The organism is Lysobacter sp. Root983, from assembly GCF_001429345.1.
GTDB lineage: Bacteria > Pseudomonadota > Gammaproteobacteria > Xanthomonadales > Xanthomonadaceae > Lysobacter.
The window spans coordinates 300,024-313,496 of record NZ_LMJO01000017.1 but is presented as its reverse complement, the minus strand read 5'-3'; the positions used below and the strand labels follow the sequence as shown (position 1 = coordinate 313,496).

Genomic DNA, 13,473 nt, shown 5'->3' with positions numbered 1-13,473 from the left:
TGCGGCGGCGCGCGGCCGCGCCGCGAGACTCAGGACTTGCAGTCGGTGCTGTCCCCTACCGCCATCGTCGAGCGTTCGTAGCCGGCCTTGCGGATCGTCGCGTATGCCTGCGATACCTGCTCGAACTGAGCGCCGTGCGCGCACAGGATCACCTGGGTGGTCGCGGCGGGCCCCAGCGTTTTCATCGCGGTCGCCAAGTCGATCGTTGCATCCGTGCCGCGAAAGCGGCCGTCGGCCAGCATGTGCAAGGTCTGTGTTTTCAGCGCAGGCCGTGGCGCGCTAGCGGTCGGAAGCTTCACTTCGACCTGGCCGTCGCCGCAGCCGGTCAGCGCGACGGCGTAGCCCAGCAGCGCGAGGGCGAAAACGCGAGAGTATCGATTGGACACCCGGATCCCCGATTCGTTGAGCTCGTCGCGATCCTGTCATCCGGACTTGGGCCCGCGCAAGCGCGCGGTCGGGCCGGTCTGCGCGCTGTGGCGCCGTTAGCCGCAATCCGCGCCGCCGCCCTTGAGGGTGATGCGTTCGTAGCCGCCGGCTTTGAGCGTGCGCAGTGCGAAGGTGATGTAGCGGTAGTCGATGTCGGCCTTGCAGCCTTGCAGGATCACTTCGGTGGTCGCGGCCGGGCCCAGCGCGCGGATCGCCAGCGGCAGTTCGACCGGGCCCTGCGGGCTGTACACGCGGCCGTCGTCGAGCAGGAGCAGGGTGCGGCTGGCGGTCGCCCCGTCCGCAGCCGGTGCGGTGGTCTTGGACGGATCGGCGTCGCCGCCGCCGACTTTCTGTTGAGCGTCGCAGGCGCCCAGCGCGGAAGCGACGAACATCAGCGTGCCCCAGGCCAGGGCGGAACGAAGGCGGGAAGGCTGCATGGTCGGATCCGGGGGGCGCTGACGGTCGGCATCATCGGCGAGCGCCGCCGCGCACGCAATCGCGCGCGCGTGATCGCGTTCGCAATACCGATAGCCTCAGGCCGCCAGCAGCTTCAGCGCGATGCCCAGCCCGGCCGCGTCCTGCGGCTCGCCCTCGAGGTCGGCGCGCACCAGCGGGCGCGAATCCAGCCAGCGCTTGGATACGGTCAGGGTCAGGGTGTTGCCCTCGGCGTGGGCGTCCAGCTGCGGGATCGGGTCGCCCTCGTGGGCGCGGTGCAGCAGCACCGCCAGACGCAGCAAGGCGGCGCTGCGGCGTGCCGGAGCCAACAGGCGATCGGGCAGGGCGTCGAAGGCGCTCTTGGGGATGCCGCGGCGATGCGTACGCATCAGCGCGGCCAGGAACTGCTGCTGCTGGCGCGAGAAGCCGGAGATGTCGGAGTGCTCGACCACGTAGGCGCCGTGCACGTGGTACTGGCTGTGCGCCAGCGCCAGGCCCAGTTCGTGCAGGCGGGCGGCGCGTTGCAGCATCAGGCGGTCGTCCGGGTCCAGCGCCCAGGCGCCGGCGACCTGATCGAACAGGCGCAGCATGGTCGCTTCCACGCGCGCGGCCTGGCCCTCGTCGATGCCGTAGCGCTGCATCAGCGCGGCCACCGAAGCGTCGCGCGGATCGTCGGCGCCGCCGCGGCCGAGCATGTCGTAGAGCACGCCTTCGCGCATCGCCGCCTTGCTCACCGCCATCCGGCTCAGGCCCAGGGCGTTGAACGCGGCTTCCAGCACCAGGATGCCGCCGGCGATCACCGGGCGGCGGTCGGCGGACAGGCCGGGCAGGTCGATCAGCTCGATGCGTTCGGCCTGCAGCAGACGGTCGCGCACTTGCGGCAGGGCCTCGGCGGTGACCGCGCCCTTGGTCAGCTTCATCGCCGCGCAGATCTCGCCGATCGCCTTGTTGGTGCCCGACGAGCCCAGCGCTTCCTGCCAGCCCAGCGCGCGATAGGTGCCGGCGAACTGCTGGAACTCGGCGGTGACTTCGGTCAGCGCGTCGCGCCACTTCTTCTTCGACAGCTTGCCGTTCTCGAAGAAGCGGCGGGTGGTGGCGATGCAGCCCAGCTGCAGGCTTTCGCGTTCGATCGCCTCGAAGCCGGTGCCGATGATGCACTCGGTGGAGCCGCCGCCGATGTCGATCACCAGGCGCAGCTCGCCGGGCTTGGACGGCTGGGCGTGGGCGACGCCGAGGTAGATCAGACGCGCCTCTTCGCGGCCGGCCACCACTTCGATGGCGTGGCCCAGCGCGGTTTCGGCCGGCATCAGGAAGCTTTGCGGCGCGGCCAGGCGGCGCACGGTGTTGGTGGCGATCGCGCGCACCCGTTGCGGCGGCACGTCGCGGATGCGCTGGCCGAAGCGCGACAGGCACTCCAGCGCGCGCTGGCGCACTTCCGGGGCCAGGCCGCCCTTGCGGTCCAGGCCCTCGGCCATGCGCACGGTCTCGCGCAGCCGATCGACGATGCGCAGCTGGCCCAGCACGTAACGCGCGACCACCATGTGGAAACTGTTCGACCCCAGGTCGACGGCGGCGAGCAGGTCGCCGTCCTGGAGCGGCAGGGCGGTGGTCGGGTAGGCGTCGTTCATCCGCAGATTTTCGCCAATAAAGTGGCTTGTGCGGAATGGGGCATGGCGTCGCCTTGCGGCACGACCCGCTCGTACTCGCCGTCGGCGCGCAGTTCCCAGGCGCTGAGGTTGTCGGCGAGGTAGTTGCTCAGGGCTTCGTCGTAGACGCGCTCGGCCAGGGCAGGGTCGAGGATGGGGAAGCCGGTCTCGACGCGGCGCAGCAGGTTGCGTTCCAGCCAGTCGGCGCTGGAGCAGAACAGGTCGGGTTCGCCGTCGTTGCCGAACCAGTAGACGCGGTGGTGTTCGAGGAAGCGCCCGACGATGGAGCGCACCCGGATATTGTCGGACACCCCGGGCACGCCCGGGCGCAGGGTGCAGGCGCCGCGCACGATCAGATCGATCTGCACGCCGGCCTGCGAGGCCTGGTAGAGCGCGCGGATCACCTGCGGCTCGTTGAGGGCGTTCATCTTGGCGACGATGCGGGCGGGGCGGCCGGCGCGCGCGTGCTTGGTCTCGCGGTCGATGCGCTTGAGCACACCCGCGTGCAGGGTGAACGGCGATTGCAGCAGGCGCTTGAGCTTCAGCGACGGCGCCAGGCCGGACAGCTGCTGGAAGATCAGGTGGACGTCGTTGCCGATGTCCGGGTCGGCGGTGATCAGGCCGAAGTCGGTGTAGGCGCGCGCGGTGCCGCTGTGATAGTTGCCGGTGCCCAGGTGCACGTAGCGGCGCAGCTTGCGGCCCTCGCGGCGCACGATCAGCAGCATCTTGGCGTGGGTCTTGTAGCCGACCACGCCGTACACCACCTGCACGCCGGCTTCCTGCAGACGATCGGCCAGGCCCAGATTGGCCTCTTCGTCGAAGCGCGCGCGCAGCTCGACCACCACGGTGACGTCCTTGCCGTTGCGCGCGGCCTGGACCAGCTGCTCGACGATGGGCGAGTCCTTGCCGGCGCGGTACAGGGTCTGCTTGATCGCCAGCACGTTGGGGTCTTCGGCGGCCTGGCGGATCAGCTCCAGCACGGGCGTGAACGCGTCGAAGGGGTGGTGCAACAGCACGTCGCCGTTGCCGACCTTCTCGAACATGCTCTCCACACCGGGCAACTGGCGCTGCTGGTAGGGCGGGAACTTGAGCTCGGGGCGCTGGACCAGATCGTAGACCTGGATCACGCGGTTGAGGTTGACCGGGCCGTTGATGCGGTACACCGCGTTCTCGGGCAGATCGAAGTTCTCCAGCAGGCTGCGCACGATCGGCTTCGGGCACTGCTCGGCGATCTCCAGGCGCACCGCGCGCAGGTAGCCGCGGCCGACCAGCTCGTCGCGCAGGGCCAGGGCGATGTTGTCGACCTCTTCCTCGTCCACCAGCAGCTCGGAGTTGCGGGTCACGCGGAACTGGTAGGCGCCCTTGACGTCCATGCCCGGGAACAGCTCGTCGACGAAGGTCGACAGCACCGAGGACAGGAACACGAAGTCGTGCTTGCCGCCGGAGACGTTCTCCGGCATCTGGATAATGCGCGGCAGCGAGCGCGGCGCGCGCACGATGGCGAGGTTGCCGGCGCGCCCGAACGCGTCCTTGCCCTCCAGCACCACCACGATGTTGAGCGACTTGTTGAGGATCTTCGGGAACGGATGCGCCGGGTCCAGGCCCAGCGGCGACAGCACCGGCATGACTTCCTCGCGGAAGTAGTTGCGCAGCCAGCGGGTCTGGGCGGCGTTCCAGGAATCGCGGCCGAGCACGCGCACGCCGGCGTCGCGCAGGGCCGGGCGCACCACCTCGTTCCAGCACTCGTACTGGGCCTTGACCAACTCGGCGGCGCGGTCGTGGATGCGCGACAGCACGGTCGCCGGCGGCAGGCCGTCGGCGCCGGGGATCAGGCCCAGGTCCTGGGCGTGGCGCAGGGTGCCGGCGCGGATCTCGAAGAACTCGTCGAGGTTGGTGCAGGAGATGCACAAGTACTTCAGGCGCTCCAGCAGCGGCACCTGCGGGTCCTGCGCCTGCGCCAGCACGCGGAAGTTGAAGTCCAGCTGCGACAGCTCGCGATTGAAGTACAGGCTGTGATCGCGCAGCGGATCGCCGTCGTGATTGGCGTCGGGCGGCGCGGTGGTGAGGGCGGCGTTCATGGCGGACTCGAGGTTCACGGGTGGGGCGCGCTGGGAAAGATCAGGGCAGGGCGTCGGGCAGGGTATCGAGATAGGCGAGGTCGCGGCTGCGCACGCGGTCGACGCCGAAGTGGCAGGCGAAGTTGCTGCCGCGGCCGACGTCGCTGGCGATCTCCAGGCGCGCCTGGTGCAGGTTGAGCACGTGCTTGACGATGGACAGGCCCAGGCCGGTGCCGCCGCTTTCGCGCGAGCGGCTGGTGGACACGCGGTAGAAGCGTTCGGTGATGCGCGGCAGGTGCGCGGCCGGGATGCCGTAGCCGCTGTCGATCACTTCCAGCACCACCCCGCGTCCCATGCCCTGGTCCTCGGGGCGGAAGCGGATGCGGATCGAACCGCCGGCCGGGGTGTAGCGGATCGCGTTGCTGACCAGGTTGGAGAAGGCGCTGTGCAGTTCCTTGTTGGAGCCCCACAGATCGACCCCGGCCAGGTCCTCCATCGCGATCTCGTGGCGGCCCTGGCTCAGCGCCATCGCTTCGCGCTTGAGCGTGGACAGCATCGACGACATCGACACGGTCTCTTCGGCCGGCAGGCTGTCCTGCGACTCCAGCCGCGACAGCATCAGCAGGTCCTCGACCAACTGGGTCATGCGCTGCGACTGGCGCTGCATCTCGGCCAGCATCGGCGCCCAGTCCGGGTGTTCGCTGGGGTCCAGCATGTCCAGGTAGCCGTGCACCACGGTCAGCGGCGTGCGCAGTTCGTGGGAGACGTTGGCGACGAAATCGCGGCGCATCTGCTCCAGCTGCAGCAGGCGGCTGACATCGCGCGCCACCAGCAGCCACAGGTTTTCCGAATAGGGGATCAGGCGCAGGCTCAGGGTCGCGGCCGGATTCCACGGCGAGGCCGCCTCCAGCGGTTCGGCGTTACGGCCCGCGGCCAGCCAATGCGCCAGCTGCAGCGGCTGCAGCTTCTGCGACAGCGAGCCGCCGATATCGCGCGGGTAGCGCAGGCCGAGCAGGCCGTTGGCGGCTTCGTTGAACCACTGGATGCGCTGGCTGTTGCGCTCCACCACCACGATCGCGTCGGGCAGCGCGGCGGCGGCGGCGCGGTAGGCGCGCAGCATTTCGATCAGGCGCCGCTTGCGCCCGCGCATCTCGGCCTGGCTGCGGTGCAGCAGGCGGTCGAGTTCGTTCCAGATGCCTTCGCCCAGCGGCGGGGTCAGGCGCTGGCGCGCGGTCAGCCGGATCAGCACGCTGCGCAGGCGCCAGTAATGCCAGGCGACCACGCCCAGCGCGGCCAGGGTCACGACCGGCCAGGGCTGGCCGATCAGCAGCCCGACCACGGCCGCGGCGACCAGGATCAGCAGCAGCTGTCCCAGGGTGCGGAACCAAGCGGATCGGGCGCGGGGTGGCATACCCGCCAAGCTTACGCGGCGAGTGAGGCAGAAAAACGATAACCGGCGCCGCGTACCGTCTGGACCATGCCGTCGAGGCGGTGCGGTTCCAGGGTTTTGCGCAGGCGGCGGATATGCACGTCGACCGTGCGCTCTTCCACGTAGACGCTGCCGCCCCAGACGTGGTCGAGCAGCTGGGTGCGCGAATACACGCGTTCCGGATGGGTCATGAAGAAGTGCAGCAGGCGGTACTCGGTGGGGCCGATCTGCACCGCCTGGTCGCCGCCGTCGCCCTGGGCGAACACGCGGTGGGCGGCGCCGTCGATGCGCAGCGGGCCGATGCCGACGCTGCCGTCCTCGTCGTCCTCGCGCGAGCGCCGCAGCACGGCGCGGATGCGCGCCAGCAGTTCGCGCGCCGAGAACGGCTTGACCACGTAGTCGTCGACGCCGGCTTCGAGGCCGCCGACGCGGTCGTTTTCTTCGCCGCGCGCGGTCAGCATGATGATCGGGATCTCGCGGGTCAGCGATTCCTTGCGCCAGCGCCGGGCCAGCTCCAGGCCGCTGGTGCCGGGCAGCATCCAGTCCAGCAGGATCAGGTCGGGGACGCGGTCGGCGATCGCCGCCTGGGCCTCGCGCGCGTCGCCGGCATGGATCGGGTCGTACTCGCCCTTGCGCAGGGCGAAGGACACCATGTCGCGGATGGCGGGTTCGTCTTCGACTATGAGAATGCGCTTCTGCACGCGGTCACCGGGGGAGTGGAGGCGGGGCTTGGAACAGCCGCTGCAAGCAGGGCTGCCTGAGACCGCGCCAGTACACTACCGTTTTGTGACGTCCGCGTGACACTGTCTTAAAGGCCGGGATTTGAGATTCGGGATTTGGGATTTGGTGGGCAAATCGTCACGGCCGGCGGTTGCGAATCCCGAATCCAGGCGCGTCAGCGCCTGCGCAGGTCCTCGTCCTTCACGCCTTGGCGCCGCAGCTCCAGCACGGTCGGGGTGATCGCGGCGATGCGCGCCTCGATGCGGGCGCGGGCGTAGTAATCCAGCTCGGGGCGCTTCTTGAGCGTGTTCAGCTGGACCAGGGCCTGCTCCGGGCGTCCGCCCAGGTAGGCGGCTTCCGCATAGGCTTCGCCGGCACGGACCGGGTCGCCCGCGATCTCACAGGCGCGTGCGAACGCCTGCTGGAACAGGGCGTCCTCGCTGGCGCTGCCCAGCAGCGGGCGCAGCACGGCCTGGGCGCGCTTGCCGGATTCCAGCGTGTTGCGCTCCGACAGGGTGCGCGCATAGGTCAGGGCCACGGCGCGGTTGTTGGGCATCTGCCGCAGCAGGGATTCGAAGCGGGCGTCGGCGGAGGCGACCTTGCCGCTCTGCGCCTCGGCCTCGCTCAGGGCCAGGCTCAGCCACAGGTGGCCGGGGTACTTGTCCAGCAGCTCGGCGAACACCGGCGCCGCGGCGCCGGCCTGGTTGGCGCGCATGCGCGCCACCGCCAGCCCGTAGCGCTGGGCCTCGTCGAGCTTGGCGCCCTTGCCCAGACGCTCGTACTCGGCGATCGCGTCGCGCGCCGACTCGGCGCTGAGCACGCGCATGCGCTCGCGCGCGAATTCGAACAGGCCGGTGTCGCCGCCCGACAGCGCATAGCCTTGCAGGCGCAACGCACTGGGCAGCAGCGGGTTGTCCAAGCCGCGCGCGTCGCCGGGCAGGCTGTAGCCGTTCTTGGGGATGCGCTCGCTGCGGGTCGCGTTCGGGGTCGAAGTGGTCGCGATCACCGTGCTTTGCGCGATCTGCTCGGCGCGCGCCTTGGCCTCGCTGATGCGGGTGGTGGTGACCGGGTGGGTCAGCAGGTAGTCGGGGGTGGGGCCGAAGTAGCCGGCTTTGTTGCTGCGCGACTTGGCCTGCATCTTGGCGAAGAAATCGGCCATCGCGGTCGGGTCGTACTGGCTGCGCGACAGGGTCTGGATGCCCAGGCGGTCGGCCTCGGACTCGTTGGAACGGGTGTAGTCGATCTGGCGCTGCTGCATCAGGCCCATCGCCGACACCATCGCCGCCTGGGCGGCGTCGTCGGCGGAGTTTCCGCCGGCGGCCTGGGCGGCGACGATCGCGCCCAGCATCGCCAGCAGGATCGGCAATTGGTCGCGCTGGGCGCGTTCGACCCCGCGCAGCACGTGCTGCTGGGTGACGTGGGCGATTTCGTGCGAGAGCACCGCGGCCACCTCGTCCTCGCGCTCGGCCGCCAGCACCAGGCCGACGTTGACGCCGATGTAGCCGCCCAGGGTGGCGAAGGCGTTGATCTGGCGCTGGCGCATCACGAAGAAGGTGAAGGGCTGGCGCGGGCGGTCGCTGCTGGCAGCCAGGCGGGTGCCCAGGGTGTCCAGCCAGCTGTTGATCAGCGGGTCTTCCAGCAGATAGTCGTAGTGGCGCAGCTGGGCCAGCATCATCGCGCCGTACTCGCGCTCCTGGGCCGGGGTCAGCAGTTCGCCCGCGGACGAGCCGATGTCGGGCAGGCTCGATTCCTGGGCCGGCGCGCAGAGGCTGGCGACGGCGAGGGTGATGGCGGCGGAAAGCAGGGCGATGCGGCGCAAGCGGGTGTTCCTCGGTCGCGGGGTGGTCGCGGGCGGCAAGTGCACGTTCGCACGGCAGAATGCGGCCCGCCACGTCCGGCGGTGTGAATCATCCATTAATTCGCTACCGTCCGAGGCGCATGGAGGGGGGCGGTGGACGACAGCGTTCCGCAGGCGCGCTTTAATGGCGCACCCTGCGGGCCCATAGTCAGACCGCAACCCACCCGCCGAGTTTCATCAGGAGAACCGCCTTGAGCGTCACCGATACCGCGCCGTCCGAAGCGCCCGAGAAGATCGTGATCTACACCACCGCGATCTGCCCCTATTGCGTGGCCGCGAAGAACTTCCTGAAGAGCAAGGGCGAGTCCTGGACCGAGGTCCGGATCGACCTGGACCCGGCCCAGCGCGAGAAGATGATGAGCCTGACCCGGCGCACCAGCGTGCCGCAGATCTTTATCCGCGGCACCCACGTGGGCGGCTACGACGACATGATCGCCCTGCATCGCGCGGGCGGGCTGGAGCCGCTGCTGGCGGGGTGAGTGGGCGCGATCGGGCGGCGCTGCCGCCTACGCCCGCGAACGCCCGGCCAGGGATGGACGGGCCGGACCATCCGCAAGCCGGAACGGTAACGCCATGAACGGCAAGCGCGCCCCATCATTGAAGGAGTTTCCGTGAGCAACGACAGTACCGAAAGCGACCGCGTCGCCGAGTTCACCGCGTTCCGCAAGCGCATGAACGAACGCATCCTGGCCGAGCCCAACCAGGTCGTGCGGCGCTTCTTCGCCCTGGACACCCAGACCTACCAGCCCGGCGCGCTGGACCTGAAGACCAAGGAACTGCTGGGCCTGGTCGCCTCGATGGTGCTGCGCTGCGACGACTGCATCAGCTACCACGTCGCCCAGTGCAAGGACGCCGGGGTCAACCGCGACGAAATGTTCGAGGCCTTCTCGGTCGGCCTGGTGGTGGGCGGCTCGATCGTGATCCCGCACCTGCGCCGCGCGGTCGATTTCCTCGACCGGCTGGAGCAGGGCGAGGCGGCGGCGCCGGCGGGGCACGATCACGGCTGAGGCCCGTCCATTACCTGACCTGTGGGAGCGGCGTAAGCCGCGATTGGGCTTCCAGCTTGCGTCGCAACCGGCGGCCTATCGCGGCTTACGCCGCTCCCACAGGGGCGGTGCGCGCCGGATCGGGCCGTCCGCCACCCCGACCATCGTCCAATACGCCGCCGAATGCAGGGACGGGCCGCTTCCGGCATAATTACGGGGCTCAACCTTGCGCCGCGCCGCTTGCGCCGCGCCCTATCGCTGGAAGAACTCCCTCATGACGCAAACCATTACGGTCATCCGTGGCGACGGCATCGGCCCGGAGATCATGGACGCCACCCTGCACGTGCTCGACGCCATGAACGTCGGCCTGTCCTACGAATTCGCCGATGCCGGCCTGGTCGCCCTGGAGAAGCACGGCGAGTTGCTACCGGCCTCGACCATGGACTCGATCCGCAAGAATCGCATCGCCCTGAAGAGCCCGCTGACCACGCCGGTCGGCGAGGGCTTCAGCTCGATCAACGTCGAACTGCGCAAGCGCTTCGACCTGTACGCCAACGTGCGTCCGGCCAAGTCGTTCCCGAACACCAAGTCGCGCTTCCCCTCGGGCGTGGACCTGATCACCGTGCGCGAGAACACCGAAGGCGCCTACATCGGCGAAGGCCAGTCGCTGACCGCGGACGGCGAAACCGCCACCCTGGTGCAGAAGATCACCCGCCGCGGCTCCGAGCGCATCGTGCGCTACGCCTTCGACCTGGCCCGCAAGACCGGCCGCAAGAAGGTCACCGTGGTGCACAAGGCCAACATCCTGAAGTCGACCTCGGGCCTGTTCCTGAAGACCGCGCGCGAAGTGGCGCAGCAGTACCCGGACATCCAGTGCAACGAGATGATCGTGGACAACACCTGCATGCAGCTGGTGATGCGTCCGGAGCAGTTCGACATCATCGTCACCACCAACCTGTTCGGCGACATCATCTCCGACCTCTGCGCCGGCCTGGTCGGCGGCCTGGGCCTGGCCCCGGGCGCCAACATCGGCACCGACGCGGCGATCTTCGAAGCCGTGCACGGCACCGCCCCGGACATCGCCGGCCAGGGCAAGGCCAACCCCTGCGCCCTGCTGCTGGGCGCGGCGCAGCTGCTCGACCACATCGGCCAGCCCGAGAAGGCGACCAAGCTGCGCGAGGCCATCATCGCCACGCTGGAAGCCAAGGACTCGCTGACCCCGGACCTGGGCGGCGAGGGCAACACCATGTCCTTCGCCAAGGCGATCGCCAGCCGCGCCACCGCCTGATCCAGGCCGACGCGGTACCGCAGCGGGGCGCCTTCGGGCGCCTCGTTGCGTTTGCGGCGCATGAAAGCCCAGCGGCTTCGTAGCCCTCTCCCGCGTGCGGGGTGGGGGCCGGGGCGCTGCGCGTCATCGGCTCGCGCCGCATCGACCGTCCGGCCGCCCTGCGGTCGGATCGGGGTGTGGGCTGCAGGGAGGGCCGCCGAGGCTGCATCGCTCCTGGGCTCGCGCACAGGCGAGAGGGAGGGGCGTCTGGCCACCACCGGCGCCCTCAAGTCCGCGTCAGCCCGCTCCAGGCGTTGCTAGCAGGTGGCTGGACGCCAAGTTCCCCCACCTGAACCGTCCTCCCCACCTGTGGCCGCCACAGCCCTCGACAGCGCCCATGTTGCACCGCAAAATAGAACCCTAGCCAGTTCCATACGGATGAAGCGATGAATGCCCCGGTCCGCCCCAGCGCGCTCGCGCTGACGCCGCTGCTGCTGTTCCTGGCGCTGTTCTTCGGCGCGGGGATCTACTTCACCACCCACGGCGAGGCGATGGGCTTCTATCAGTTGCGCGCGCCGGTCGCGATCCTGCCCGCGCTGGCGCTGGCGGCGTTCATCGCCTGGCGTCGCAAGCTCAAGCCGCTGGAAACGCTGCTGGAGGGCATGGGCGACAGCAATGTCGTGCTGATGTGCCTGATCTTCCTGCTCGCCGGCGGCTTCGTCGAAGTCTCCAAGGCGATCGGCGCCGTCGACGCGATCGTCTCGCTGGGCATCGGCCACGTGCATCCGGCCCTGCTGCTGCCCAGCCTGTTCCTGGTCGCCGGCTTCATCTCGCTGTCGCTGGGCACCTCGATGGGCACCATCGCCGCGGTCGCGCCGATCGCCCTGGGCGTGTCCGACGCCTCCGGCCTGGATCGCGCGCTGGTGCTGGGCGCGGTGATCGGCGGCGCCACCTTCGGCGACAACCTGTCGGTGATCTCCGACACCGCCATCGTCGCCACCCGCACCCAGGGCTGCACCATGCGCGAGAAGTTCCGCGAGAACTTCAAGCTGGCACTGCCGGCCGCGTTGCTGACCCTGATCGTGCTCGGCTTCGTCGGCGAAACCGCGCCGGTGGCGCCGCTGGAGCCGGTTTCGGCCTGGCTGATCCTGCCCTACCTGATCGTGCTGGGCATGGCCCTGGCCGGCGTCGACGTGATCGTGGTGTTGAGCGTGGGCCTGCTGGTGGCCGGCGGCTTCGGCTTCTTCCTGGCCGACGACTTCGGCCTGGCCGCCTACGCCGGACACATCTGGGACGGCTTCGAGAGCATGATCGAGATCACCCTGCTGTCGCTGCTGGTCGGCGGCCTGGGCGCGCTGATGAAGGCCACCGGCGGCCTGGCCTGGCTGGCCCAGGTGATCGGCAAGTTCGCGCGCGGCCACAAGAGCCGGCGCGCGGGCGAGGTCAGCATCGCCGCGCTGTCGGCCACCACCGACGTGTTCACCGCCAACAACACCGTCGCGATCCTGATCAGCGGCGGCCTGGCGCGCGACATCGCCCAACAGCACGGCGTACCGCCGGCGCGCGCGGCCAGCGTGCTCGACATCTTCGCCTGCGTGACCCAGGGCATCCTGCCCTACGGCGCGCAGATCCTGCTGGCCGCCTCGCTGGGCGCGGTCTCGCCGCTGGCCCTGGCCGGCAGCGTGCACTACAGCTGGCTGCTGGGCGGCATCACCATCCTGGCCATGCTGTGGTCCTCGCGTAAGCGCGCGCCGCAGCCCTTGCCGCAGGCGGCCGAAGAGCGCGGCTGAGGGCAGGGCGGAGGCGAAAAAAAGGGGCGCGATCGCGCCCCTTTCTCGTTTCCCGCGGCGTCGCTCAGTTGCGCGACTGCAGCTTCGACAGCAGACGCAGGAACTCGATGTACAGCCACACCAGGGTGACCATCAGGCCGAACGCGGCGTACCACTCCATGTACTTGGGCGCGCGCTGCTCGACGCCGGTTTCGATGAAGTCGAAGTCCAGCACCAGATTCAGCGCCGCCACCACCACCACGAACAGGCTGAAGCCGATGCCGATCAGGCCGGACTCGTGGATATAGGGCATTTCCTTGCCGAACAGGCGCATGCCGAAGCTGACCAGGTACAGCACGAAGATGCCGCCGGTGGCCGCGGCCACGCCCAGCTTGAAGTTCTCGGTGGCCTTGATCAGGCCCGAGCGGTAGGCGAACAGCAGGGCGAACAGGGTGCCGAAGGTCAGCATCACCGCCTGCATCACGATGCCCGGATAGCGCGCCTCGAACACCGAGGAGATCGCGCCCAGGAACAGGCCCTCGACCAACGCGTACGCCGGCGCGGTCACCGGCGCCCAGGTCTTCTTGAAGATCGTCACCATCGCCAGGACGAAACCGCCCAGACCGCCGATCAGCATGAACGGCATCAGGCCGGTCGCGCCCTCGGTGGTGATGGTGATCTGGCTCCAGGCGTAGGCGGCGGTCAGCACCGTCAGCAGCAGCAACAGGCCGGTCTTGTTGACCGTGCCGTTCAAGCTCATGGCCTGACTGTCGCCCTGTACTACCGTGCCGCTGGCCAGGTCCAGGAAGGTGGATTCCTTGAGTGCCGGATTGCCGCTGCGCATGTTGGTCGCCCCTGTAGTCCTGAATGAACGGTTGTT

The 13,473-nt window shown here is 69.3% G+C and carries 12 protein-coding genes; 4 read left to right on the top strand and 8 right to left on the bottom strand.

What is annotated here, in order from left to right; translation table 11 throughout:
• Positions 1-29 precede the first annotated feature (29 nt).
• The 7 genes from ASE43_RS21935 to ASE43_RS17170 all read right to left on the bottom strand — a co-directional run bounded on the left by ASE43_RS21935 (position 30) and on the right by ASE43_RS17170 (position 8,532).
• Complete coding sequence (locus ASE43_RS21935) at positions 30-242, bottom strand: hypothetical protein (protein ID WP_157498902.1); 213 nt, start codon at positions 240-242, stop codon at positions 30-32.
• A gap of 240 nt (positions 243-482) precedes the next feature.
• Positions 483-863: a hypothetical protein gene (locus tag ASE43_RS17195; protein WP_057161319.1), complete on the bottom strand. Its 381-nt coding sequence runs from the start codon at positions 861-863 to the stop codon at positions 483-485.
• Positions 864-959: 96 nt separating this feature from the next.
• On the bottom strand, positions 960-2,489 hold the full coding sequence (gene ppx, locus ASE43_RS17190; protein ID WP_056173262.1) for an exopolyphosphatase: 1,530 nt from the start codon (positions 2,487-2,489) through the stop codon (positions 960-962).
• Positions 2,486-4,585, bottom strand: coding sequence for a polyphosphate kinase 1 (ppk1, locus tag ASE43_RS17185; RefSeq protein ID WP_056173265.1), 2,100 nt, complete (start codon positions 4,583-4,585; stop codon positions 2,486-2,488). Before ppk1 ends, ppx begins: the two co-directional genes overlap by 4 nt.
• 40 nt (positions 4,586-4,625) lie before the next feature.
• Positions 4,626-5,975 (bottom strand): phosphate regulon sensor histidine kinase PhoR, encoded by a 1,350-nt coding sequence (gene phoR, locus ASE43_RS17180; RefSeq protein ID WP_056176400.1) that lies wholly within the window; start codon positions 5,973-5,975, stop codon positions 4,626-4,628.
• Between the two features lie 11 nt (positions 5,976-5,986).
• Entirely contained in the window at positions 5,987-6,694 is a 708-nt protein-coding gene (gene phoB / locus ASE43_RS17175) for a phosphate regulon transcriptional regulator PhoB (RefSeq protein WP_055909545.1), read from the bottom strand.
• A gap of 194 nt (positions 6,695-6,888) precedes the next feature.
• A complete protein-coding gene (locus ASE43_RS17170) occupies positions 6,889-8,532 on the bottom strand; it encodes a M48 family metalloprotease (RefSeq protein ID WP_057161318.1) in 1,644 nt (547 codons plus the stop codon).
• A gap of 230 nt (positions 8,533-8,762) precedes the next feature.
• Here ASE43_RS17170 and grxC point away from each other — a divergent pair, with 230 nt between their 5' ends.
• From grxC to ASE43_RS17150, 4 genes are all read left to right on the top strand, one after another.
• Positions 8,763-9,050, top strand: a complete 288-nt coding sequence (gene grxC, locus ASE43_RS17165; protein ID WP_056173270.1) for a glutaredoxin 3 — start codon at positions 8,763-8,765, stop codon at positions 9,048-9,050.
• A gap of 192 nt (positions 9,051-9,242) precedes the next feature.
• On the top strand, positions 9,243-9,578 hold the full coding sequence (locus ASE43_RS17160) for a carboxymuconolactone decarboxylase family protein (RefSeq protein ID WP_223621702.1): 336 nt from the start codon (positions 9,243-9,245) through the stop codon (positions 9,576-9,578).
• 253 nt (positions 9,579-9,831) lie between these two features.
• Positions 9,832-10,845 carry an isocitrate dehydrogenase gene (locus tag ASE43_RS17155; protein ID WP_057161317.1) on the top strand — a complete coding sequence of 338 codons (1,014 nt, stop codon included), beginning with the start codon at positions 9,832-9,834 and terminating at the stop codon, positions 10,843-10,845.
• A gap of 425 nt (positions 10,846-11,270) precedes the next feature.
• Positions 11,271-12,614 carry a Na+/H+ antiporter NhaC family protein gene (locus ASE43_RS17150; RefSeq protein WP_056173281.1) on the top strand — a complete coding sequence of 448 codons (1,344 nt, stop codon included), beginning with the start codon at positions 11,271-11,273 and terminating at the stop codon, positions 12,612-12,614.
• A gap of 64 nt (positions 12,615-12,678) precedes the next feature.
• On the opposite strand, the gene ASE43_RS17145 is transcribed toward ASE43_RS17150, so the two are convergent.
• Complete coding sequence (locus ASE43_RS17145; protein ID WP_056173284.1) at positions 12,679-13,437, bottom strand: Bax inhibitor-1/YccA family protein; 759 nt, start codon at positions 13,435-13,437, stop codon at positions 12,679-12,681.
• Positions 13,438-13,473 lie beyond the last annotated feature (36 nt).

Coding starts and splice junctions, on each gene's coding strand:
- ASE43_RS21935 (WP_157498902.1), bottom strand. CDS start 242: ATGCTGGCCGACGGCCGCTTTCGCGGCACGGATGCAACGATCGACTTG.
- ASE43_RS17195 (WP_057161319.1), bottom strand. CDS start 863: ATGCAGCCTTCCCGCCTTCGTTCCGCCCTGGCCTGGGGCACGCTGATG.
- ppx (WP_056173262.1), bottom strand. CDS start 2,489: ATGAACGACGCCTACCCGACCACCGCCCTGCCGCTCCAGGACGGCGAC.
- ppk1 (WP_056173265.1), bottom strand. CDS start 4,585: ATGAACGCCGCCCTCACCACCGCGCCGCCCGACGCCAATCACGACGGC.
- phoR (WP_056176400.1), bottom strand. CDS start 5,975: ATGCCACCCCGCGCCCGATCCGCTTGGTTCCGCACCCTGGGACAGCTG.
- ASE43_RS17160 (WP_223621702.1), top strand. CDS start 9,243: ATGAACGAACGCATCCTGGCCGAGCCCAACCAGGTCGTGCGGCGCTTC.
- ASE43_RS17155 (WP_057161317.1), top strand. CDS start 9,832: ATGACGCAAACCATTACGGTCATCCGTGGCGACGGCATCGGCCCGGAG.
- ASE43_RS17150 (WP_056173281.1), top strand. CDS start 11,271: ATGAATGCCCCGGTCCGCCCCAGCGCGCTCGCGCTGACGCCGCTGCTG.
- ASE43_RS17145 (WP_056173284.1), bottom strand. CDS start 13,437: ATGCGCAGCGGCAATCCGGCACTCAAGGAATCCACCTTCCTGGACCTG.